General features: G+C 73.7%; 19 protein-coding genes. 15 read left to right on the top strand and 4 right to left on the bottom strand.

Features of this window, described 5'->3' with window-relative positions; translation table 11 throughout:
- Positions 1-293 precede the first annotated feature (293 nt).
- From PV789_RS27090 to PV789_RS27030, 13 genes are all read left to right on the top strand, one after another.
- The gene (locus PV789_RS27090) at positions 294-1,583 is read left to right on the top strand and encodes a citrate synthase (protein WP_274975151.1); all 1,290 of its coding nucleotides are present in this window, start codon (positions 294-296) and stop codon (positions 1,581-1,583) included.
- 228 nt (positions 1,584-1,811) lie between these two features.
- Positions 1,812-2,672, top strand: coding sequence for an HdeD family acid-resistance protein (locus PV789_RS27085; RefSeq protein WP_274975150.1), 861 nt, complete (start codon positions 1,812-1,814; stop codon positions 2,670-2,672).
- Positions 2,673-2,988: 316 nt separating this feature from the next.
- The gene (locus tag PV789_RS27080) at positions 2,989-4,158 is read left to right on the top strand and encodes a macrolide family glycosyltransferase (RefSeq protein WP_274975149.1); all 1,170 of its coding nucleotides are present in this window, start codon (positions 2,989-2,991) and stop codon (positions 4,156-4,158) included.
- 181 nt (positions 4,159-4,339) lie between these two features.
- Positions 4,340-4,879, top strand: a complete 540-nt coding sequence (locus PV789_RS27075) for an AAA family ATPase (protein ID WP_274975148.1) — start codon at positions 4,340-4,342, stop codon at positions 4,877-4,879.
- Positions 4,880-5,154: 275 nt separating this feature from the next.
- Positions 5,155-6,423, top strand: coding sequence for a hypothetical protein (locus tag PV789_RS27070; RefSeq protein ID WP_274978264.1), 1,269 nt, complete (start codon positions 5,155-5,157; stop codon positions 6,421-6,423).
- Entirely contained in the window at positions 6,420-8,765 is a 2,346-nt protein-coding gene (locus PV789_RS27065) for a serine/threonine-protein kinase (protein ID WP_274975147.1), read from the top strand. The genes PV789_RS27070 and PV789_RS27065 overlap by 4 nt, the downstream gene beginning before the upstream one ends.
- 17 nt (positions 8,766-8,782) lie before the next feature.
- The gene (locus PV789_RS27060) at positions 8,783-10,195 is read left to right on the top strand and encodes a PP2C family protein-serine/threonine phosphatase (RefSeq protein ID WP_274975146.1); all 1,413 of its coding nucleotides are present in this window, start codon (positions 8,783-8,785) and stop codon (positions 10,193-10,195) included.
- Positions 10,179-11,531, top strand: coding sequence for a vWA domain-containing protein (locus PV789_RS27055; RefSeq protein WP_274975145.1), 1,353 nt, complete (start codon positions 10,179-10,181; stop codon positions 11,529-11,531). The genes PV789_RS27060 and PV789_RS27055 overlap by 17 nt, the downstream gene beginning before the upstream one ends.
- Before the next feature lie 9 nt (positions 11,532-11,540).
- On the top strand, positions 11,541-12,251 hold the full coding sequence (locus tag PV789_RS27050) for an FHA domain-containing protein (RefSeq protein ID WP_274975144.1): 711 nt from the start codon (positions 11,541-11,543) through the stop codon (positions 12,249-12,251).
- A 6-nt stretch (positions 12,252-12,257) separates the two neighbouring features.
- Positions 12,258-13,859, top strand: a complete 1,602-nt coding sequence (locus PV789_RS27045; RefSeq protein ID WP_274975143.1) for a GlnX family signal transduction membrane protein — start codon at positions 12,258-12,260, stop codon at positions 13,857-13,859.
- A 68-nt stretch (positions 13,860-13,927) separates the two neighbouring features.
- On the top strand, positions 13,928-14,770 hold the full coding sequence (locus PV789_RS27040; protein WP_274975142.1) for a glutamate ABC transporter substrate-binding protein: 843 nt from the start codon (positions 13,928-13,930) through the stop codon (positions 14,768-14,770).
- A 70-nt stretch (positions 14,771-14,840) separates the two neighbouring features.
- Entirely contained in the window at positions 14,841-15,167 is a 327-nt protein-coding gene (locus PV789_RS27035) for a DUF6221 family protein (protein ID WP_274975141.1), read from the top strand.
- Between the two features lie 80 nt (positions 15,168-15,247).
- On the top strand, positions 15,248-15,508 hold the full coding sequence (locus PV789_RS27030) for a DUF6504 family protein (protein WP_212642416.1): 261 nt from the start codon (positions 15,248-15,250) through the stop codon (positions 15,506-15,508).
- Between the two features lie 70 nt (positions 15,509-15,578).
- Here PV789_RS27030 and PV789_RS27025 read toward each other — a convergent pair whose 3' ends face one another.
- From PV789_RS27025 to PV789_RS27010, 4 genes are all read right to left on the bottom strand, one after another.
- Positions 15,579-16,496 (bottom strand): M48 family metallopeptidase, encoded by a 918-nt coding sequence (locus PV789_RS27025; RefSeq protein WP_274975140.1) that lies wholly within the window; start codon positions 16,494-16,496, stop codon positions 15,579-15,581.
- 237 nt (positions 16,497-16,733) lie between these two features.
- Positions 16,734-17,450 carry a DivIVA domain-containing protein gene (locus PV789_RS27020; protein ID WP_274975139.1) on the bottom strand — a complete coding sequence of 239 codons (717 nt, stop codon included), beginning with the start codon at positions 17,448-17,450 and terminating at the stop codon, positions 16,734-16,736.
- Between the two features lie 29 nt (positions 17,451-17,479).
- Positions 17,480-17,806 (bottom strand): hypothetical protein, encoded by a 327-nt coding sequence (locus PV789_RS27015; RefSeq protein ID WP_274975138.1) that lies wholly within the window; start codon positions 17,804-17,806, stop codon positions 17,480-17,482.
- Positions 17,807-17,991: 185 nt separating this feature from the next.
- Positions 17,992-18,873, bottom strand: coding sequence for an N-acetylmuramoyl-L-alanine amidase (locus PV789_RS27010; protein ID WP_274975137.1), 882 nt, complete (start codon positions 18,871-18,873; stop codon positions 17,992-17,994).
- 581 nt (positions 18,874-19,454) lie between these two features.
- On the opposite strand from PV789_RS27010, the gene PV789_RS27005 reads away from it, so the two are divergent.
- Positions 19,455-20,675 (top strand): LPXTG cell wall anchor domain-containing protein, encoded by a 1,221-nt coding sequence (locus tag PV789_RS27005; RefSeq protein ID WP_274975136.1) that lies wholly within the window; start codon positions 19,455-19,457, stop codon positions 20,673-20,675.
- Between the two features lie 411 nt (positions 20,676-21,086).
- A complete protein-coding gene (locus tag PV789_RS27000; protein WP_274975135.1) occupies positions 21,087-22,502 on the top strand; it encodes a hypothetical protein in 1,416 nt (471 codons plus the stop codon).
- Positions 22,503-22,648: the final 146 nt, after the last annotated feature.

Here is a 22,648-nt window from a genome sequence, read left to right as displayed (position 1 = left end):
GGAGGCAGCGGGGCGCCGGGAGGACCTCCCGGTTCCGTCTGCGACGTCTCAGGGCGATCACGAAGTAATCGACGGCTGGCAAAGTTTGTAAATCTTCACCTGGCGGTAATTCGGTGCACGTGTGGGTATGTGTTGCATGTCACCTGTTCGTGAATCGGTGAAACTTATATGCTTTTGCTTAACTGTCGTTTAACAAAACAGAACAATAACGAGTGAAGCAGGAACGTGGCGGCGGACCGCCCCGCGTATGACGCACCTCACGTATCCCCCGCCTGGAAAGGTTGACCTCGGGCATGAGCGAAGACGACAAAGAGCGCACGGTGGAGCTCCACTACGAGGGCGGCGTGCTGAAGCTGCCGGTGTTCACCGGTACCGAGGGTGAGCGCACCATCGAGCTGAAGACCCTGCTGGGGTCGACGGGGATGACGACCCTGGACCCGGGGTTCGGCAACACCGCTTCGTGTAGCTCGGAGATCACCTACATCGACGGGGCCGCCGGGATCCTGCGCTATCGCGGGTACCCGATCGAGGACCTCGCCGTGGGCGCGACCTTCATCGAGGTCGCCTACCTGGTGATCTACGGCGAGCTGCCCGACGCGGACCAGCTCAAGGCGTTCGCCGACAAGCTGCGCGACAACGCCGACATCCCGGCCGACATGGGCGCGCTCATCGACGCGATGCCCCGCAACGGCCACCCCATGGCCCTCATGGCCAGCGCCGTGAACACCCTCGCCGCCTACTACGAGGACAGCGTCGACCCCGGCGACGAGGACCAGGTGGAGCTCGCCACGATCCGGCTGTTGGCCAAGCTGCCGACGATCGCGGCCCGCATCTACCGCAACTCGATCGGCGAGAAGCCGATCGGCCCGGACAGCTCGCTCGACTACGTCGACAACTTCATCCGGATGACCTTCGGCGACGTCCACGCCGACAGCGAGCTGGGCGACCTGTTCAACCAGGCCGTCGGCATGCTGCTGGTGCTGCACGCCGACCACGAGCTCAACTGCTCCACCGCCACCGTGCGCGTCGTCGGCTCCTCCAAGGCCGACATCTTCGCCAGCGTGGCCTCGGGCATCAACGCCCTCTCCGGCCCGTCCCACGGCGGCGCCAACCAGGCCGTCCTGGAGATGCTGGAGGAGATCCGCGACTCGGGCATCTCCATCGAGGACTTCCTGGAGAAGGTCAAGGCCCGCGAGATGCGCCTCATGGGCTTCGGGCACCGGGTCTACAAGAACTTCGACCCGCGCAGCAAGGAGATCAAGGTTCTGGCCAGCCAGATCCTCGACCGCGACGAGAACCCGGACGAGCTGTTCGCGCTCGCCCTCAAGCTCGAGGCCGCCGCGCTCGCCGACTCCTACTTCACCGAGCGCAAGCTCTACCCGAACGTCGACTTCTACACCGGCGTCATCTACCGCACCATGGGCTTCCCGACCAACATGTTCACCGTGTTGTTCGCCATCGGCCGCCTGCCCGGCTGGATCGCCCACTACCGCGAGCAGCTGCGCGACCCGGCCTTCCGGATCGCGCGCCCGCGCCAGCACTACGTCGGCTCCGCCGAGCGCCGGCTGCCCGGCCAGGGGTAGGCACACCCCCCGGAGCACACAGGAGCGCCCGCCCGCGTCAGACGGGGCGGGCGCTCCCTTGCTCCGTCCACAGGCGCGTTCGCGCTGTTCGGCCCCCCGTGCGTCCGGGTATGACCGGTACGGGCTGCCTTTTCCCGCATTTTGCGGACCGCTGTCGTCCTTGTGCGACACCGGGGGAAGGGGCAGGGTGCGGTCACCGGACGGGGCCGTGCGAAGGAGGGGGCGACGATGGTCAGGTACGCGTGGACCGGTGACCTGCTCGGCGAGCTGAGCCGGAACTGGTGGCTGGTGGTCCTACGGGGGTTCGCCGCGGTCCTCTTCGGTCTGGTCGCGCTGGTCTGGCCGGGCAAGACCCTGGTGGTCCTGGCGATCGTCTTCGGCGTCTACGCGCTGGTCGACTCCGCGGCCCTCGGGTACGCGGCCTACCGCTCGTCGCCCGGCGCACGGGTTTCGCTGGTCGTCCAGTCGGTCCTCAGCGCCGTCATGGGGGTGATCGCCCTCTTCTGGCCGGTCGCGGCGATCGTCGCGCTCGTGTTCGTCGTCGGCGTCTGGGCCGTGGTCACGGGCGTGGCCGAGATCGTCACCGCCATCCGCCTGCGCGCGCACATCAGCTCCGAGTGGCTGCTGGTCTTCGTCGGTGCGCTCTCGGTCGTCTTCGGGCTCCTGCTGTGGTTCTGGCCGCTGGAGGGCGCGCAGGCCATCATGTTCGTGATCGCGATGTACGCGGTCATCTTCGGCGTGGTCATGGCCGTGGCCGGGTTCCGTCTCCGGGGCGCGGCCGAGGCCTTCCTGCCCCCGGAGGACTCGCCCGCCTTCGCCGGTCTCGGCGAGCCCGAGGAGCCCGCGGACCCGTACGACCGGGGGGACCGCCCCAGCGACCTCCTGGAGGACCGCGCCGACCGGGCCGACCGCGCCTCCCACGAGGACGACCTGGACCGCTGGGGTGAGAACGACTCCGGGGACTCCGGGGACCGGTGGGACGACCAGGGCCGATGGGACGACGAGGAGGGGCGCGGCGGCTGGGACGACCGGCCGGGCGGCAGACACCGGGCCCCGGGCGACGAGGGCCGCCCCGACGAGCCCCGCTGAGGCCCCCGGACCCGGTGCGGGCGCGGACGGGCGACGGCTCCCCGGCGGCCGGGGCGGTCCCGCGCCGGGACCGCGAGGCCGACGGTGCCGACGGAGGCGGCAACGGACTCCGTGCGGGCGCGGACGGCTTTCCGGGCCCACGGGGCCGCGCCGAAAAGCGGGTGCGCGATCCCCCGACGCCTGGCTAACATGGCGCGCGTGCACCTCCAGATCTACGGCTAGCGACAGGCGTCACCGACGCCGCGGCGCACCCGCCCCGCCACGGGGCCCGGTGCCCCCTCGCCCTACCCGCGAACACCCCCTTCTGGAGAACACCATGAACCGCCGTGCCCACATCGCCATGGTCGGCACCCCCACCGTGAGCCACGTCCTGCCCAGCCTGGAGGTCATCCGCGAGCTGGTGGACCGGGGCCACCGCGTCACCTACGCCAACGACCCCCTGCTGGCCGACACCATCACCGGAGCCGGGGCCGAACTCGTCCCCTACGCCACCGTCCTGCCCACCGGCGACGGCAGCTGGCCGGACGACCCGATCAAGGGCATGGACGTCTTCCTGGACGAGGCGATCAACCAGCTGCCCGCCCTGCGCGCCGCCTACGACGGAGACCGCCCCGACCTGTTCCTGTACGACATCTCGGGGTTCGCCGCCCGGGTCCTCTCCGTCAACTGGGGCATCCCCTCCGTGCAGCTCTCGCCCACCTACGTGGCCTGGGCCGACTACGAGGACACCGTCCTGAAGTGGCTGCGCGCCCAGCCCGGTGCCGAGGAGCACTACGCCAAGCTCGACGCCTGGCTCGCCGACAACGGCGTCACCGGCCTCGACCACTCCACCTTCGCCGGGGTGCCGGAGCGGGCGCTGGCGCTGATCCCGCGTGAGATGCAGCCCTTCGCCGACACCGTGGCCGACACGGTGACCTTCGTGGGGCCGTGCCTGGGCGACCGCGCCGACCAGGGCGAATGGACCCGTCCGGCGGACGCGGACAACGTCCTGCTGGTCTCCCTCGGGTCGGCCTTCACCAACCAGCCGGGGTTCTACCGCGCCTGCCTGGAGGCCTTCGGGGGCCTGCCCGGCTGGCACGTGGTGCTACAGATCGGCAAGCACGTGGACCCCGCCGAGCTGGGGGAGGTGCCGGACAACGTCGAGGTGCACACGTGGGTGCCGCAGCTCGCCGTCCTGCGCCAGGCCGACGCCTTCGTCACCCACGCCGGAATGGGCGGCTCCAGCGAGGGCCTCCACACCGGCGTGCCGATGATCGCCGTCCCGCAGGCCGTCGACCAGTTCGACAACGCCGACCGGCTGGTGGAACTCGGCGTCGCCCGCAGGATCGACACCGAGGACGCCAGCGCGGAGCGGCTGCGCTCGGCCCTGCTGGAGCTGACCGCCGACCCCGAGGCCGCCCGCCGCCTCGCGCAGGTCAGCGCCCGGCTCCAGGCCGCCGGCACCTCCTACGCGGCCGACCTGGTCGAGGCGGAACTGCCCGCCTGAGCCGGGTCCTGCCGACGCCGGTCCCCGGAGGGCGTCCGGCCCGCAACACCCGGGCCGGGCGCCCCGCCGACGGGCCGGATGCGTCCCGGCACCCCCGTACCGCGACGACGCGTCGCGACCACCGGGCCGGGCGGGGCCGACACGGCGGGCCCCGCCCGGCCCCGTCCCCGAACGGAGCACCATGGACCACCTCGTCGTCGTCACCGGAGGCCCGGGATCGGGCAAGACCACCCTGATCGACCACCTGGCCTCGCTCGGGTACGCGCGCACCCCGGAGGCCGGGCGCGCCGTCATCCGCGACCAGCGCGAGATCGGCGGCCGGGGCCTGGCCTGGCGCGACGACGCCCTGTTCGCCGAACTCATGCTCTCGTGGGAGATGCGCTCGCACCGCGAGGCCTCGTCCCTGCCCGGCCCCGTCTTCTGCGACCGGGGCGTCCCCGACCTGGTGGGCTACCTCCGCCTGCGCGGCCTGCCGGTCCCCGGGCACGTCATCGAGGCGGCCCGCCGGTTCCGCTACCACCGCCGCGTCTTCGTGGCCCCGCCGTGGCCGGAGATCTTCACGGGCGACGCCGAGCGCCACCAGTCCCCGGAGGAGGCCGAGCGCACCCACCGGGCGATGACCGAGGCCTACCCGGCGTGCGGTTACGAGCTGGTGGAGCTGCCGCGCGTGCCGGTCGCAGAGCGGGCCCGCTTCGTCCTGGAGGCCCTGGGCGGGGCCTGACCGCCGAAACCGTGACGGGAGAGTACGGAGCGACGGCAGCGACGGGAGTGACGAAAGAAAGCCTCTGTCACGCGTTGCGTCCTCTGGACGGCAAACGGGGCGCCAGTGGCCGTTCATGGCCGTAAACCGGGCTTTCTCTTGTAGTTCGCGAAAGCGGGGGCCAGACTCGTGTCTAGGTAAAGGACCATTGACCGTCCACGCCCCCGACGGCTGCGGGGAGCGTGCGTGGACGCCGGGGAGGAAGGCGGCAGGTGGCCAGGGCGTCCGGGGCGAGCATGCCGCCCATGAGCTGGGAGGGCATCGACCACGCGCTCAACCGTGTGCGCGGTGAGGCCGACCGGATCTCCCTCAACCTCGCTGACCTGGACGGCCACGTCAGCCACCGCATGCTCCAGGGGGCCGACCTCGTCGGGCGCACCCGGCGGCGCTGGGAGCAGGCCAGCGGGCACATCCGCAGCCTGTGGGCGGTCTACGAGGCCTTCCGCGGCGTCGTGGACAGGGCGGGCCGGATCCGGGACCGCGCGCAGGGCCCCGAGGACCAGGCCGCCCTGACCTCCCTGCTCAACGGCGACTCCGTGCCCCTGCCCGCCGGCGAGGTCCCGCTGCGCGAGCGCGGACTGCTCCACACCGGAAGCGAGTCGGTCAGCCTCGCCGCCGCCGTCGCCCGCATGTCCGCCGACTACGAGGAGGCCACCGAGGTCATCTCGGCCGCCGAGACGGCCTGGGGCGCCCTCCACCCGCGCCTGGGCGAGCTCGACGCCATGTGGCACGAGATCGGCACCCTCGCCGACATGGTGGAACTCGCCGAGGACGAGCACGAGTCCCTGCGCGTGGACCTGGCCGAGGTCGGCGACACCGTCCGACGCGACCCCCTCGCGCTCGTCGAGGACGGCCGTGTGGACACGTCCTCCCTCGAACGGCTGCGCCTGCGGTTGGAACGCGTGCGCGGCGAGCTCCGCGACGCCCTGCGCATGCGCGACTCCTACGACGAGAGCGTCGAGCGGCTCGGCTTCGCCATCGACGACGTCGGCAGGGCCGTGGAGCGCACCCGCGCGCTGCGCGAACAGGTGGTCGCCAAGGTCTCCTCGCCCGCCGCGATCGGCGTGCCCGACCCCGTCCCCGGGCTGCGGGCCCGCATCGACGCCATGGACGCACTGCGGGCCCGGGGCGGGTGGCGCGAACTCGGCGCCCTCCTGGGCGAGGTCCAGCGCGCCGTCCGCGAGGCGGCCGACGACGCCCGGGAGCGCGAGGCCAACCTCGCCGGCCTCCTGGAGCGCCGCGCCGAACTGCGCGGACGCCTGGACGCCTACCACTCCCGCTCGGTCCGGCTCGGCGTCGCCGAGGACCCGCGGCTGGCCAGTCTGCACAGCACGGCGCACTGGGCGCTGTGGACCGCTCCCTGCGACCTGCGCGCGGCCACGGTCGCCCTCTCCGTGTACCAGCGCGCGCTCCACGAACTCGGCGGAAACGATTCCGCTGTGAACAGAACCACACCGGGCCCGGACGCGTCAGAGGGCCAGAGCGATGGTGGTGCGAACAGATGACGAAGTGCACGGTCCCCGGCTGCCCCGGCCGGGTCGAGGACGGTTTCTGCGGTGTGTGCGGCATGGCCCCCGCGGACGTCCCTCCCCCGGGCGGCCCCGCCCCCCTGCAGCGGCCCGTGCCGCCGGCCTCCGGCCCGCAGCCCTCCCTCCGCACGAACTCCTCCGCCAACCCCCTCAGCGGTGACCCCGTCCACTCCCACCCCCTCTCCGGCAACGTCAGGCTCTCGGGGCGCTCCGGCCCCGGCAGCGTCTCCGCGACCTCGGGCAGCGGAGGCAGCGGCGCCGGGCGCGGCAGCCGCCGCTCCTCCCGCGGCATGCTCGGCATGGGCATGGTCCAGGTGCCCATCGTCCCCTACCGGGACCCCTCCGAAGCCGTCATGGACAACCCCGTCGTCTCGGAGAAGAACCGCTTCTGCGGCAACTGCGGGGAGCGGGTCGGCCGCGCCCAGGGCGACCAGCCCGGGCGCACCGAGGGCTTCTGCCGCAAGTGCGGGACCCAGTTCTCCTTCACGCCCAAGCTCTCCCCCGGGGACCTGGTCGGCGGCCAGTACGAGGTGCTCGGCTGCCTGGCCCACGGCGGCCTCGGCTGGATCTACCTGGCCCGCGACCGCAACGTCAACGACCGCTGGGTGGTCCTCAAGGGCCTGCTCAACGCCGGTGACGCCGAGGCGCACAAGGCGGCCGCCGCCGAGCGCGCGTTCCTCTCCGAGGTCGAGCACCCCAACATCGTCAAGATCATCAACTTCTCCCAGCACCCCGACCCGCGCACCGGCATCCCCGGCGGCCACATCGTCATGGAGTACGTGGGCGGCAAGTCCCTGCGCGAGCTGCTCATCGAGCGCCGCGAGGACGACCCCGACGCCGTCCTGCCCCCGGACCAGGTCATCGCCTACGGACTGGAGGTCCTGCGGGCCCTGGGCTACCTGCACTCCAGGGGCCTGCTCTACTGCGACTTCAAACCCGACAACGTCATCCAGAGCGAGGAGCAGATCAAGCTGATCGACCTGGGCGGCGTGCGGCGCATGGACGACACCGTCAGCCCCGTCTACACCACGCCCGGGTACCGGGTGCCCGAGGAGGAGCTGCGCGGCCCCGGCCCCACGGTCAGCGCCGACCTGTACTCGGTCGGCCGCGCCCTGGCCGTGCTCAGCTTCCGCTTCAGCTTCATGCGCGACCACCCGCACAGCATCCCGCCCCGGGAGACCGTGCCGCTGCTCCAGCGCCACGAGTCCTTCGACCGGCTGCTGCGCCGCGCCACGCACAGTGAGCCCGAACTGCGCTTCCACGACGCCGAGGACATGGCCGACCAGCTCACCGGTGTCCTGCGCGAGGTGCTCTCCGACCTGGAGGGCACGCCGCACCCCGCCCCCTCGGCCCTGTTCGGCGCGGAGAACCCCGCCGCCGGACCCGACCCCGGCACCCACAACGCCGACCGCATGCTCCTCGCGCCCCCGCCCACCGACACGGCGGCGCTGCTGCCCGCACCCCTCATCGACCAGTCCGACCCGGCCGCCCAGCACCTGCGCGGCTTCCAGACCCTGCCGCCCGAGGAACTCGTCCCCGCGCTGCGCGCCATGCCCTCGCCCACCCCCGAGACCCTGCTGATGCTGGTCCGCGCCCTCGTCACCGTCGGCCGCCAGGGCGAGGCCATGGACGTCCTCCAGCGGTTCAGCGAAGTGGTCCCGGGCGACTGGCGCACCATGTGGTACCTGGCCGTCGCCGAGCTGAGCACCGGCCGGTTCCGCGACGCCCGCGACCACTTCGACGAGCTGTACGACCACCTGCCCGGGGAGCTCGCGCCCAAGCTCGCCCTGGCCCTGGCCTGCGAGCGGACCGGCGAGCACGAGACCGCCGCCCGCCTGTTCCGGGCGGTCTGGAACACCGACCACTCCTTCGTCAGCGCCGCGTTCGGCCTGGCCCGCATCCGCCTGGCCCAGGGGGACCGGGCCGCGGCCACCGCCGTCCTGGACACGGTCCCGGAGCTGTCGCGGCTGCACGTGCACGCCCAGACCGCGCTGATCGCCGTGCTCGCGGCGCACCACGAGGGCACCGCGGCCGCCGACTTCGTGCAGGCCGGACGGCGCCTGGAGCGGATCGGCCTGGACGGCGAGTCCGCGGACCGCCTGGCGGTCCGGGTCCTGGAGTCGGCCCTGGGCTGGCTCGGCGCGGGTGCGGGGGCACCGGCGGGGGAGGGGCTCCTCGGCGCCCCGTTCACTGAGAACGGTGTACGGGCCAACCTGGAGCGCCGCTACCGCGCGCTGGCCCAGCGCGCCGTCGCGTCGTCGGAACGGTATGAACTCGTCGACAGGGCCAACTCCCTACGCCCCGTGACGCTGCTGTGAGGAACGAGGGAACGGCGATGACCAAGGTGCGGACCTGCCCCGCCTGCTCGGACAGGGTGTCCACGGAGGACGCCTTCTGCGAGGGGTGCGGACGCCCCCTCCCCGAGGGGGCCGAGAACGCGGGGCACCCCGACAGCATGCCCACCGCCCCGCAGGCGAGCCTGGCCGGAGACGTGCCGCCCGGCGGACGGTCCCGGGAGCGGGCCGACGGCGGCGCGCGGACCGGGGAGGCCCCGGGCCGGTCCGGTGCCGTGCCGCCCGGCGCCGACGCGCGCCCCGGCCTGGTGCCCGACGACGGAGCCCCCACGGCTCCACAGGTGAGCCTGCGCTCCCTCGACACGGGCGGGCGGGACGCGCCCCCGCCGCAGGCGCTGCCCGACGCCGCCCCGCACGCGGCCGACTCCATGGTCACCCAGCCGATACGCCGCGACAGCCTGCCCTCGTTCGCGTCCTCCCCGCCCCGGGCCGCGGAACCGGAGGCCGTCCCCGACTGGCCGCCGCCCGCCACCGGGAGCAACCCGGTGCGGCCCGCCAACCCCGGCCTGTGCGTCTGGTGCCCCGGAGAGGTCAGCGACGGCTACTGCGAGCGGTGCGGGCTCCTCCAGCCCACCGGGCGCGACCACGTCGAGGTGCGCACGCGTTCCGCCGTCGGCGTCAGCGACCGCGGGCTGCGGCACAGGCGCAACGAGGACGCCATGGCGATCCGCGTGATCGACGCCGACCACCCCCGGGCGCCCGGCGTGGTCTGCGCCGTGGTCTGCGACGGGGTGTCCAGCTCCCCGCGCTCGGACGAGGCCTCCCGCGTCACCGCCGAGACCGGAGTGGCCGTCCTCGCCGAACGCGTCAGCCAGGGCGCCGACCCCCGCGAGGCCACCGGCGCGGCGATGATCCGGGCCGCCGAGGCGGTCGCCGGGATCGCCGACTCGCCCCGCTCCGCGCCCGCGTGCACCTTCGTGTCGGCGGTGTACGACCCCGCCGCGGGCACCGTCACCGTCGGCTGGGTCGGCGACAGCCGCGCCTACTGGCTCTCCGGAGGCCCCACCTCCAGCGCTTCGGCCCTGCTGACCAGGGACGACTCCTGGAGCGAGGCGATGGTGCAGATGGGCGCGCTCTCACGCGAGGAGGCGATGCGCTCGTCCAACGCGCACGCCCTCGTCGCCTGGATGGGCGCCGACTCCGGCGAGATCGACGCCCACATCTCCACCGTGACCCCGACCGGCCCCGGCGCGGTCGTGCTGTGCAGCGACGGCCTGTGGAACTACTTCCCCGAGGCGCAGGCGCTGACCGACGCCGTCCCCGGGGCGGGGGCCAGACCGCACGAGGCCGCGCGCGCCTACGTCGGCCTCGCCCTGGACGCGGGCGGCAAGGACAACATCACCGTCGTGATCGTTCCCGTGCCCGCTGGGGGTCCCCGTGCCCAACACGACTGAGCGCGCCGCCGAACCGGGCTTTCGGATCGAGGTCGACCAGAACGTCCTCCTGCCCGAGGGCGGACGCGAGGTGCACGCGATCGTCAGCGTCACCTCCACCGCCTCCGTGGTGGTGGGGGACTCGGTGCGCGCCGCCGAGGTGATCATCGTGGACACCTCCGGCTCGATGTACGGCGCCAAGATCGACGCGGCCAAGCGGGCCGCCCGCGCCGCCGTGGGCGCCCTGCGCGAGGGCGTCCGCTTCGCGGTGGTCGCCGGGCACGGCGACGCCTCCGTGCTCTTCCCCGAGGGCGGCGGGCGGATGGTGCCGGCCGACGCCGTCACCCGCGCCGAGGCCGCTGAGGCGATCGACGGACTGCGCGCCGACGGCGGCACCCGCATGGGCTCCTGGCTCACCCGGGCCGCCGAGCTGTTCGCCACCGTCGACGGCGGCATCAAGCACGCCATCCTGCTCACCGACGGCCAGAACAACGAGCCCGCCGCGGTCTTCGCCCGGGCGCTCGACCGCGTCACGGGCTCCTTCGTCTGCGACTGCCGGGGCGTGGGCACCGACTGGAAGGTCGAGGAGCTGCGCCGGATCGACTCCGCCCTGCTCGGCGGAGGCCCCGGCATCATCGCCGACCCCGCCGACATGGTGGCCGACTTCCGGGCGATGGCGCAGGCCTCCATGGGCAAGACCGTCGCCGACGTGGTGCTGCGGCTGTGGACGCCCCAGAACGCCGTCGTGCGCCACGTCAAGCAGGTCGCCCCCACCGTCAGCGACCTCACCGGCCGCGGCGTGGAGCGCGTGCCCCAGTCGGGCGACTACCCCACGGGGTCCTGGGGCACCGAGAGCCGCGACTACCACGTCTGCGTCCAGGTGCCGCCCGGTGCCCCCGGCCGCCAGCTGCGCGCCGGATGGGTGCGCGTGGTGCTCCCCGCGACCGCCGGGGCCGAGGAGCAGATCCTGGCCTCGGGCAACATCCTCGCGGAGTGGACCGCCGACGAGGACCGCGCCACCGAGATCAACCCCCGCGTGGCCCACTACACCGGCCAGGTCGAACTGGCCCGGGCCATCCAGGACGGGCTCGCGGCCCGTCGCGACGGCGACGACGACACCGCCACCACGCGGCTGGGCCGCGCCGTCGCACTCGCCCACGAGTCGGGCAACGAGGAGACCGCGAGGCTCCTCGGCAGGGTCGTCGACGTGGCCGACCCCGTCACCGGAACCGTCCGGCTCAAGCCCGGTGTCAGCAAGGTCGACGAGATGACCCTGGACACCAACTCGACCCGGACCGTACGGACCCGGCCGCGGCAGAGCGGGCCGGACACCGGCGGTGCCCCCACACCCGGGTAGGAGGGACCCATGCCGAGTTGCCCTTCCGGGCACCGCTCCACGGCGACCGACTTCTGCGACGTCTGCGGACTGCGCCTCCAGGCCTACGCACCGGCGTCGCGGCCCCCGTCGCACCGCCATCCGACACCGCCCACACCCCCCGTGGCCCCGTCGCGACCCCCCGCGCCGCCGCGCCCGGCGACCCTGCCCAGAGGAGGCCCCTGCCCCGAGTGCGGCACCTACCGCGCGGGCCGGTTCTGCGAGGAGTGCGGATACGACTTCGCCTCGCGCTCCGACGACCAACGGCACACGCACGCGGACGACGGGCGGACGGGCGCGCGCTGGCGCGCGGTCGTCGCCGCCGACCCCGCCTACTACCAGTACATGGTCCACCAGGGCCTGCTCGACCCCGACCAGATCTCCTTCCCCAGGGGCAGCACGCAGCGCCGGGTGCCGCTCACCGGGGACAGGGTGCACATCGGACGGCGCAGCGCCACGCGCGGCTTCACCCCCGAGATCGACCTGGGCGGCCCGGGCGGCGACCCGGCCATCTCCCACGTCCACGCGATCCTGGTCGCCAAGCCCGGCGGCACCTGGGCCATCCTCGACCCGGGCTCGACCAACGGCACCACGGTCAACGGGACCGCCAACCCCATCGCCCCCAACGTGGAGGTTCCCCTGAATGACAGCGACCGGATCTACGTCGGCGCATGGACCGTCATCATCCTCCAGAAGGGGTGAACCCCGTTGACGCCCCCCACCCCCGACCGGGCCCCGCGCGGGACCGCGACCAGTCCGCCGGAGCCCCCGCACGGCGCGCTCCCCGCGGTGCCGGGCGGCCGGCCCCCGCAGACCCCGGCACCCGAGCGCGAGGGCTCCCGCCCGCCCCGGCGCGGGCGGGGCGGGTCCGGCGCCCGTGAACGGGCCTCCGGGCTCCGCCGCTGGGCCGCGACCACCCCGGCCCGGGTGTGGCTGCTGTCCTCGGTGTGCGTGCTGGCCGTCCTCGGGCTGTTCGGCTCGGCGGCCGCCACCCTCGGCCAGGCCCGCGACGGCCTGCGCGTGCTCGGGGACGACGCCGGGCCCCGGGCCCTGGCGACCACCGACCTGTACCTGGCGCTCGCGGACATGGACGCCCGCGTGGCCGACGTGCTGCTCATGGGCACCGACCACGATCTGGGCTCGGGCCGCGAGGACGCCCTGGAGGGGTACGAGGCCAGCCGCGCGCGGGCCAACGAGGCCCTGCTCCAGGCGGCCTCGCTGACCGAGGGCGACAGCGTGGAGGAGCGCAACGTCGAGGCGGTCCTGGACGGGATGGGCGCCTACGAACAGCTCGCCGGCGAGGCGCGGCTGCTCAACGACGAGGCGCAGGCCCCGCCCGGCCGGGTGGACGGGGCGGCCCTGGAGACCTACCGCGAGGCCACACGGCTGATGCACGCCGAACTGCTGCCCAAGGCGTTCAACCTGGGGCTGGACTCGTCGGCGATCGTGCGCGCCAACCACGAGGAGGGGCAGTCCTCCGTGGCGCTCGGCATGTTCTGGGTGGGCGCGGCCGGCACGGTCACCGCCGCCGCGCTGATCGGCCTCCAGCTGTACCTGCGCGTGCGGTTCCGGCGCCGGTTCAACGCGCCCCTGCTGGCCGCCACGGCGGTCGCCGTGCTGCTCACCGGCGGGGTGGTCCTCGTCCTCACCGCCAGCGGCGGGCATCAGCGCGACGCCAAGGAGGCGGGACTGGACGCGGCCATGGCGCTGGCCCGGGCCGGGGCCATCTCCACCGACATGCAGGCGGACCAGAGCCGCTACCTGCTCGACCGGGACATGGCCGAGAACTACGAGCTGACGTACCTGGAGCGGGCGCAGCAGGTGCTGTACCGCCCGGCCAGCAACCTGGAGGCGTACTACGGGCAGGTCGAGGGCGTGGTCGCCGCCTACCCGGAGCTGCCGGGGTCGGACGGCTCCGACCCCGAGGACCCGGGCACGCTCGGCTACCTGGGCCAGCGGGCCCAGGACACGCTGCTGCCCGGCCAGGAGGACGCGCTCGCCGAGGTGCTGGAGTCCTACAACGCCCTCCAGACCGAGGACCGGGCGCTGCGCTCGGCCGCCGAGGAGGGCGACCTGTCGGGGGCCGTCGACGTCCGCATGGGCGTCGCGCACTCCGAGGACGGCTCCTTCCAGGCCTACGAGGCCGCGCTGGCGGAGCTGACCGACCTGCACGAGAAGGCGTTCGACGCGGGCATCGAACGCGCTGACGCGGCGCTCACCCCCTGGACGTGGCTGCTGCCCGCCGCGACGGCCCTGCTGCTGGTCCTGCTCGTCCTCGGCGTCCGCCCCCGACTGGCCGAGTACCGCTGAGCCCGGCCTCCCGTGCCGAGTCCACCCCCACCCGGATCCGCACCCCCCGAGAGACGAGGAACAGGCCGATGAGGTTTCGACACCGGCGCACCGCCGCCGCGGCCGCCCTGGCCGCCGCGGCGGTGATCGCGCTGCCCGCCTGCTCGGCGGTGCTGGGAGAGGAGGAGTCGCTCCTGGACGCCGACACGCTGACCGTCGGAGTCAAGACCGACCAGCCCGGCCTGGGGCTGGAGGAGGGCGGCGACATCACGGGCTTCGACGTGGACGTGGCGTTCTACATCGCCGCCAAGCTCGGCTTCGCCGCCGAGGACGTGGAGGTGACCGGGGTCACCTCCGCCGACCGCGAGGAGCAGCTGATCAGCGGCGAGGTGGACATGGTCGTGGCCACCTACTCCATCACCCCCGCCCGCAAGACCCAGGTCACCTTCGGCGGCCCCTACTACGTCGCCAAGCAGGACGTGCTGGTGCGCGCGGAGGACACCGGCATCCAGGGGGTGCGCGACCTGGAGGGGCGCAGCGTCTGCCAGGGGGAGGGCTCCTACTCCGCCGTCCGCATCAGGGAGGGTCTGGGCATCGGCATCGAGCAGAGGGAGGCGCCCAGCTACAGCGCCTGCATCGACGCCCTGCGCGAGGGCGGGGTGGACGCCGTGTCCACCGACAACCTGATCCTGGCCGGGTTCCTGGCCGAGGAGCCCGACGCCTTCCGGTTCGTCAACAACCCCTTCACCGACGAGAAGTACGGCGTCGGCCTGCCCCACGGCGACGTGCGCGCCTGCGAGGCCGTCAACAAGGCCATCAGCGAGATGTACCAGGACGGCACCGCCGCGGAGTACCTGGAGACCTGGTTCGGCGAGACCGGCCTCCAGGTCGTGACGAGCGTGCCCCAGTTCGAGGGCTGCGACCCCACGTGAGCCGTGGGGGAGGCGGTGCGGGTCCGGCACCGGGCCCCGTGGCAGTGGTGGACAGGATGGGAGTAGTCCCTTGACCATCGTCGAGTTCCTCAACGCGCGCCTGGACGAGGACGAGCGCGCGTCGGAGGCCGTCCCCGCGGGAACCCGCGGCCGTGACCGGGCGCTGGCGGAGGTCGCGGCCAAGCGCAAGATCGTCCGCGGGTACGTCGAGGCCCACCGGGCGGGCATGCGCGGCCTGGAGCCCCTCGTGGCCGCGGGAGCCGCGGGCGCCCTTCCCGGGGCCCGGAGCGGCGGCGGCGACCCCTGGTCGGAGCTGCTGGCCTGGCGGCTGGCGGTCAAGTACCTCGCCGGTGTGTACCGGGCCCACCCGGAGTACGACCGGTCCTGGGAGGGCTGACCCGCCGGTCGTCGGCGCGGTCCCGGACACGGGCCGCCAGCGCTTGACTTTTTCGAACTGGTGTTCGATAAACTGGCGGGGTGAGTCTTCTGAACGAGCAGATCGACGTCCGTTCCACCGAGGGCGGGACCCCCGCCCGGTTCACCTGGCGCGGCCGCGCCTACCGGGTGCGCAGGGTCATCGGGGACTGGCCCGCCCGCCCGGGCACGCCCGGCGTTCCGGCCACGCAGATCCACCTGCTCCGCGTCTCGGCCGAGTCCGACACGGGGGAGCCGAGCATCATCGACATGACCCGCGACCTCGCCTCCGACCGCTGGACCATGCGCCGCCACTGGAACTGATCCCGAGCCCGCCCGGCGCCGTCGAGCGGACCCCGCCGGGCGGGCGGGAGCGGGGCCAGGAGGGCAGGGTCTAGAGGAAGACCCGGCCGCGCCGGGTGCGGTCGCGCAGGGCGGCCATGCGGCGGGTGTTGCCCGGTCGGCGGGTCAGCAGGTGGTAGAGCAGTAGCGAGCAGCCCCGGTCGGTGCGCGCGCGGTCCGCCATCTCACCCATGTTGACCCGCGTGTACAGGTTGCCGCCCCCGGCGAGGACCCGCACCGAGTGGGCGCCCTCGGGCACGTGCGCGTAGGCGTGGTTGTCGGCCGTGTACTCCATGGCCCGCGACAGCGCGGCACCCAGTCCCGGGACCAGTTCCCCGCCCAGCGCCGCCGCCCGCCGCCAGAAACCGGTGTGCCCGGCCGCCACGTGCCCCAGCTGGTGCGCGACCAGGAAGGCCAGCGCCTCGGGGTCGCGGACCCGGCCGCACGGGTCGAACAGGTCGTCCGACAGCACCAGGTACCGGCGCAGCCCGTGCCCGGCGGCGTCGGTACCCCAGCGGCGCTGTCCCACCCGCACGTAGGCCTCCGGCGTCCGGGGCAGCCCCGTCTCGGCCGCCAGCGCCACCACCATCCGGTGGGCCTCGGGGAACTGCGTGGGCGAGATCTTCACCGACTCCGCCCTGCGCCGGGCGTACATCAGCCCCCGCGCCTGCCAGTGCGCGGCGGGCACCACCGCCAGGGCGGCGGCAGCCCACAGCCACGACCCCGACAGCGACCACACCACGTGGGCCAGCCCCGCCGCCGCCAGCAGGGTGGCGCCCACGCACGCGGCCAGGAGCGGGGCCTCCCACGGGTGGGCGGAGGCCGGGACGACCTCCTCGTCGTCGCCGAGCACCCGCAGCCCCTCCCTGGAACGGGTTCTCGGGCCGCCGTCGGCGGCGGAGCGGCAGCCGGGCGCGCCGTGCACCGCACATGCGGTGGCGCGCCCCTCCGGCGGCATCGCGTGGGACATCCTGCCTCCCCTCGGGGCGCGGTCTGCGGGACAGCGGGGGGATGACTACTTCCTGTGTCCAAATATTACTTTCCGCTGTCCTGCAGATGGGGAGTGTGCGCTACGGCGTGTCCGCGGCCAGTGGCCTACTCACCCCGGCCCGACGGGCGCGAACGCGTCCGGGGCCGACGTCCCGGCCCGTTTCGCACGCGGCCCGTGGCCCGCCGTCCCACCCGGGTCCCTCACCGGGAGTCACCGTCACTGCGGCTGCTCGTACCCGCGCAGCTCCTCGGCGAGCACGTCCAGGAAGTGGTCCACCTGCGCCGGGTCGTACCCCGGCCGCGCGCGCGTGGTGCTGAACTGGATCCGCTCCACCTCGGCGGCGGTGAGCGTGGCACGGTCCGGCCGTCCCTGCTGGAGGACGTCCAGCGTGAACTCGGCCCGGTCCAGGAAGTCGTCGACCTCCTGCTCGTTGTAGCCGGTGGTCAGCCGGGTGGTGGCGAACTGCTTCTCCCGGACGTCCCTCGGGGTCATCCCGGAAGGCCGCGGCGGCCGGGACGGGGCCTCATGACGCTGCGGCGCGTCCGGGCCCTGCCGCGCGTCCGGGCCGGGCCGCTGGTGCCGTGGCCGCGCGGAGGCGCCCGCCGCACCGGGGCGGGGCGGCAGCGGCGGCGACTGGTCCCGGGCGCGGCCGAGACCGCGTCCGGCGAGGTCGGCGACCACGACGTCGAGGAAGTCGTCGACCTCGTCCTCCCGGTAGCCCGGGCTGAGTCTCGTGGTGCGGAACCGCGAGTTGCGCACCTCGTCGGCCGTGATGAGCGCGCCCGTGCTCGGGCCGCCCTCCAGGGCGACGAGCGTCGCCTCGATCCGGTCGAGGAGCGCGTCGACGTCCTCCTCGTTGTACCCCGGGCGCAGACGCACCGTGTGGAACTTCTTTTCGCGGATGTCCGCCGGTGTCAGAGGCATGGTCCCCATTGTGCAGTTGACGAGGTTCTCAGGGCTGTTTATCCCCGGGTCGTGTGTGCTTCGGCCTCGGCCAGCAGCTCCACGAGGCGGGACAGGAGGTCCTTCACCTGGGAACGGTCGTACCCGCGCAGGACCAGGTCCACCGGGGCTTCGGCCAGTTCCGCGGAGGTGATCGGGTCGGGCGCCGGCGCGGAGGGCGGGGTGAGGACCCATCCGTTCTCGTCGGTGAGGACGGGGCCGCCGGTGAGGGCGGTCAGTGTGGAGGTGGCGCGGTGGACGAGGTCGTCCACCTGGTGGCGGTCGAAGCCGCGCAGGACGATGTCGAAGCCGGGGAAGGGGAGGGGGCGCGGGGCGGGGGATGTCATGGACGCATTATGCCCACGGGGGAGCGGCGCGCGCCACAGCGGCGGGCGCCGTGGCCGGGTGTGGACGCCCGGGGCCGGTGGTCGGGCACGGGCACAGCGGGGACAGACGCGGGGGGAGTGGGCGCGGGGCGTTCGGGGACCGGCGGATACGAGGGCCGCGGGGCGGTCGCGCCGTCCGCCCTCCCTCAGCCCCGCATGAGGTAGAGGGCCAAGCCCTGCGCGACGGCGTCGGCGGCCCGTTCCCGCCATGCGGGGTCCTCCATGAGCGCCGCGTCCTCGGGGTTGCGCATGTTGCCCGTCTCCAGGAACACCTTGGGCACGTCGGACATGTTCAGCCCGCCCAGGTCGGTGCGCACGTCCAGGCCCTCGTCGGCCAGGTAGTCGGCGGTGGGGACACCGCTCCCCTCCAGGTACGCGCGGTGGATGTCCTCGCCGAGCAGCCGGGAGGACTCGGTGATGTCGTCGGTGAAGCCCTCGACCTCACCCGGCATGATCACGTGGAACCCGCGACCGGTCTCGGGGCCCCCGTCCGCGTGCAGGGACACGGCCGCGTCGGCCCCCTCCTCGTTGCCGATGCCCGCGCGCTCGTCGATGCACGGTCCGACCCCGCCGTTGTCCTCGCGGGTGAGGACGACCGTGGCGCCGTCGGCCTCCAGCCTCTCCTTGACCAGCACGGACAGCTGCCAGTTGAACTCGTGCTCGGCGTAGCCGCTCGCGGTCTCGGTGCCGACGGTGTCGCAGGCCTTCTCGTTCGGCCCGGCGGGGACCATCGCGTTGATCTCGTCGGGGGCGGCGGCGTTGCCGCCGTTGTGACCGGGGTCGATGACCACGACGCTGTCGCCGAGGGGGCCCCGGCCCGGGGGCGGGCCCTCCTGCTCCCCGCCCTCGGGGGCCTCGCGGTCGTCGCCGTCCTGCGGTCCGGGGAGGGGGAGGGCGGCGGTGGGGTCGCTGCCGGGGGGTGCACCGGGCGACGCCGAGCAGGCGACGGCGGTGAGGAGGAGGACGGAGGCGAGTGACAGGGCGCGGGTGGCGCGGCTCCGGGGCCCTGACGGTGCGGAGACGGGCATGCCCACAACCTAGCCGCTCCGGGGACCCGGGCGTCACCCTCGGACGTCCGGCAGCGGGGCGCGGGGGAGGAGGAGTCCGGGCGCGGGGGAGAACGCGGCTGACGGGAGCGGGCCCCGCCCGGCGGTGTGCCGCCCGTCACCCGGGGTGCCTGCCCACGGGCGCGCCAAAGGCGTTTGCCGGGGGCACGCTTCCTTTGTAAGACGCGACATACGGTGTTCGGTTTACCGGTTCCGAGAAAAACTTCCACGGAGAATTGCGGTGTCGCTCAGAGTGAGGGATTCTTTCCCTGTGATCCTTTCGTGATGGGCTTCGGGAGAATTCCCCCTTTGTGGGGATGTAAGGTCTGGGTTAGGAAATCGGAAGTACTCCACGGCCCGGTTCCCGCGCCCCCTCCGTCCGGCGGTCGCGGCCGCGCCCTCCTGTTTCCGCTGGCAGTGAGCTTTCTGTGTGCTCCCGCCATCCCCCATCCGATCCTGGTTCGCGCCCTGTGTTCCCACGACTCCCCCGCAGTCGGCCGGTGGCGCGCGTATCCAGAGCAGTCCGACCAGTGCGGACTGCGGCCGATCCGAAAAGGATTGACTTGAAGAACACTCGCGTTACCGCGCGCCGCATTCTCCAGGGCGGAGCGGCTTTTGCCGCTCTCGGCGCGCTCAGCATCGCCACGGCTCTCCCCGCCGCGGCGCAGACCGAGTACTACGGCTGGGCCTACGCCTCCGTCGGCAACTGGGAGGGCGTCGCCGTCAGCTACGACGGCACGACCACCAACAGCTACTCCGGTTCCGTCGGCAGCTGGCTGACCTTCTCCGGCACCAGCAGCGCCACGGTCGGCGGTGACGGCGTCACCGCCACGGCCACCGTGGACACCGCCCGCGTCCAGCTCACCGTCTCCGACGTGGAGGAGATCGTCGAGGAGAACCTCGACGAGGAGTCCGAGGTCGAGGAGGAGCCCGAGGAGTCCGAGGCCGAGGAGTCCCCTGCCCCCGAGGGCGAGGAGACCGAGCCCGGTGTCGACGACGGCCAGCCCGAGGACGGCGGTGACGAGGACACCGGCGGCGATGGCGCTGACGGCGGTGAGACCGGCGGTGACGAGAACACCGGTGGCGGTGAGACCGGTGGCGAGACCGACGTCCCGGAGGTGCCGGAGACCAGCCCGGCCCCCGAGACCGACCCCGCAACCGTCTCCGAGCCCGAGACCCTGGTTCTGGACGAGGAGAGCACCGAGCTGGTCAGCGGCTCGGACGAGATCGTCCTCGACGCCACCCTGTCCGGTGTGACCACCACGACCACCCAGAGCTGGGGCGGCGAGGTCTCCCACAGCGACGACGTCGCCGACATCTCCTACCCGGAGGTCGTCACCCTCGACAGCGGTGAGCAGATCACCGTTCTGATCGACATCCAGTCGTACGAGCACGTCGAGGAGTACAGCGACGAGGAGAACGGCGTCACCTGGAACGACGCCTACACCGGCTTCGCGGTGTCCTTCACCGTCGACGGCGCCGAGGCCCCCTTCCACTACGTGAACCTGGCCGAGAGCCTCGCCAGTGTCGGTGTCTTCGAGCAGGGCAACGGCGGTGACGACGGCGACGACAAGCCCGCGCCCACCCACCCCGAGGACAAGACCGAGAAGAAGCCGCAGCCGGAGAAGCTGGAGAACGCCGAGTCCCTGGCCCAGACCGGCAGCCCGATCGCCGGTCTGATCGCGGCCGGTGCCGCGATCGCCGCCGGCGGCGGTCTGGCCGCGTACTTCGCGCGCCGCAGGAAGAACACCGCTGACTCCGCCGCGGAGACCAGCGAAGGCTGAGCACGAGCTCGACGTCGGCTAAGCCGATCCGGCCCCGGGGGACACGTCCCCCGGGGCCGTTCCCTTGTCCGGGCCCCTCTCGCCCGGGACCGCTTCCGCTGCCTCCCGGGGGTGCTCGGAACTTCGCGGCGGCGGCCTCCGTTGACCGGTGGTCGGCGCCCGCGCACGGGCCGATCGGCCCACGGCGAACGGTTTCCGTTTCGTGATCCAGAGGTTAGGCTCGCCGTAGGGCGCCCGCACACACCGCCCGGCACAGAGTCACCTTCCCGGGGCGGGAAGGCCCCGACACGAACCGCCCCGTACACCGCGACCGGCCGTCTCCGGCTGGCCGGGCAACCCTGTCCGCCGTCCGCGGCGGGCACGGGCCGACCCCAGGGTCGGACATCCCCCGCATACAACAGGAGTGTTGTGGTGTCTCCCGCCAAGCTGACCACGCGCCGCCTCGTCCGCGGCGGCGTCCTGTTCGCCGCTCTCGGAGTGCTGGGCGCCGTGCCCGCGCTCCCCGCCTCCGCCGACCAGCTCGTCTGGGGCAACGCACAGGCCTGGGTGGCCGACGGCGACGTGGTCACCGGCTACTCCACCGCCACCGGCTTCGGAGGGGAGACCGAGGGCAGCGCCGCGGCCGAGGACCTCTTCGGGCCGATGGCCCCCTACCTGGAGATCGACGGCGAGAGCCACACCGTGGTCGACGCCGACAGCGCGCGCGCCGCCTCCACCGTGCGGACCGCCTCCTTCCGGATGGAGGTCGCCGACCTCGCCGCCCAGGGGCTGATCGACGTGCCGCCGGAGGTGGACCTGCCCGAGCCCTCCGTGCCGCCCTCCCCCTCACCGGAGGCCGAACCGTCCGCGGAGGGCACCCCCTTCCGGGACGAGCCCTCGCCGGACGGCGGCGACGGCGCGGACAGCACGGGCGGCGACACGGGCGGCGACACCGGTGGCACCGGCGGCGCGGACGACAGGACCCCCTCGGGCGGGGACCCCGCCGACGGGGGGACCGCGAACGAGGGCTCCGGGGACGGCGGGGACACCCCCGCGGACACGGGGGACCAGGACGCGGCCCAGGCGAGCGAGGAGCCCTCCGACGCCCCGCGGCGCGAACCGCAGGACGGTGCCTCCCCCAGTCCCTCCGGTCTTTCCAGTCCCTCCGGCTCCTCCGGCCCCTCCCCGAGCGCGGCCGGGAAGGTGCTCCTTCTGGACGGGGCCGCCGCCGAAACGGTGTCCGCCGACGGCAACGCCGTGGAGTTCACCCTCGCGGACGTGACCGCCACGGCGACCGCCGGGTACGACGGCGTGACCGAGACGACCTTCGCCCACGGCGACCTGACCGCGTTCGGCGTCTCCGCCGGGCCGCTGGGCAAGAACGCCGACGGGACCGCGGTGGAGGAGGTCCTGGAGGTCTTCGACGAGGACGGTGACGTGGCCCTGGAGGTGCCCGTCCGCATCCGCTTCGAGGCCAACGAGACCACCTTCCGGGACCAGGACGAGGACTGGGACGGACGCGGGAGCCGGAGCTGGATGACCGTGTGGGTGCAGGTCGGCGAGGTCGGCCAGGAGAGGGGCTTCGCGGTGGACTTCGCCGACGCGTGGGCGCTCGGGTCCACCTACGCCGCGACCACCCCGCCCTCGCCGGGCGACAAGGGCGACCCCGAGGAGGAGTCGCCGCGGCCGGAGGAGGTCGCCGGGGACGACAACCGCCTGGCGACCACGGGCAGCTCGCTCGCCGCGCTGATCACCGCCGCGGTGGTGGCGGTCGGCGGCGGCGCGGCCGCCACCTTCCTGGCCCGCGACCGGACCACCGCCATGGACGACCGGATCGAGGACTTCTAGCCGGACGCCCTCCGGGGCCCGCCGCCCGGGTGCGGCGCGTGTCCGGTTATCCGCGTGCCCGGCTTCGCCGGGGGCTCGGATACGGTCCCCGGGCGGGGGTCACGTCCGGGGGAGCACACGGCCGCGGCGCCCCTCGGTGTCCGGAC

The sequence above is a fragment of the Nocardiopsis camelliae genome, from assembly GCF_028993595.1.
GTDB lineage: Bacteria > Actinomycetota > Actinomycetes > Streptosporangiales > Streptosporangiaceae > Nocardiopsis > Nocardiopsis dassonvillei.
Note: the sequence above shows the minus strand (reverse complement) of the source record. Positions and strands in the feature narration are given on the sequence as shown.

Bases quoted from the DNA above. Each gene is read 5' to 3' on its own strand.
- PV789_RS27070 (WP_274978264.1), top strand. From the start codon at position 5,155: ATGCCGCCCATGAGCTGGGAGGGCATCGACCACGCGCTCAACCGTGTG.
- PV789_RS27050 (WP_274975144.1), top strand. From the start codon at position 11,541: ATGCCGAGTTGCCCTTCCGGGCACCGCTCCACGGCGACCGACTTCTGC.
- PV789_RS27040 (WP_274975142.1), top strand. From the start codon at position 13,928: ATGAGGTTTCGACACCGGCGCACCGCCGCCGCGGCCGCCCTGGCCGCC.
- PV789_RS27090 (WP_274975151.1), top strand. From the start codon at position 294: ATGAGCGAAGACGACAAAGAGCGCACGGTGGAGCTCCACTACGAGGGC.
- PV789_RS27015 (WP_274975138.1), bottom strand. From the start codon at position 17,806: ATGACATCCCCCGCCCCGCGCCCCCTCCCCTTCCCCGGCTTCGACATC.
- PV789_RS27080 (WP_274975149.1), top strand. From the start codon at position 2,989: ATGAACCGCCGTGCCCACATCGCCATGGTCGGCACCCCCACCGTGAGC.
- PV789_RS27075 (WP_274975148.1), top strand. From the start codon at position 4,340: ATGGACCACCTCGTCGTCGTCACCGGAGGCCCGGGATCGGGCAAGACC.
- PV789_RS27020 (WP_274975139.1), bottom strand. From the start codon at position 17,450: ATGGGGACCATGCCTCTGACACCGGCGGACATCCGCGAAAAGAAGTTC.
- PV789_RS27060 (WP_274975146.1), top strand. From the start codon at position 8,783: ATGACCAAGGTGCGGACCTGCCCCGCCTGCTCGGACAGGGTGTCCACG.
- PV789_RS27010 (WP_274975137.1), bottom strand. From the start codon at position 18,873: ATGCCCGTCTCCGCACCGTCAGGGCCCCGGAGCCGCGCCACCCGCGCC.
- PV789_RS27025 (WP_274975140.1), bottom strand. From the start codon at position 16,496: ATGTCCCACGCGATGCCGCCGGAGGGGCGCGCCACCGCATGTGCGGTG.
- PV789_RS27085 (WP_274975150.1), top strand. From the start codon at position 1,812: ATGGTCAGGTACGCGTGGACCGGTGACCTGCTCGGCGAGCTGAGCCGG.
- PV789_RS27065 (WP_274975147.1), top strand. From the start codon at position 6,420: ATGACGAAGTGCACGGTCCCCGGCTGCCCCGGCCGGGTCGAGGACGGT.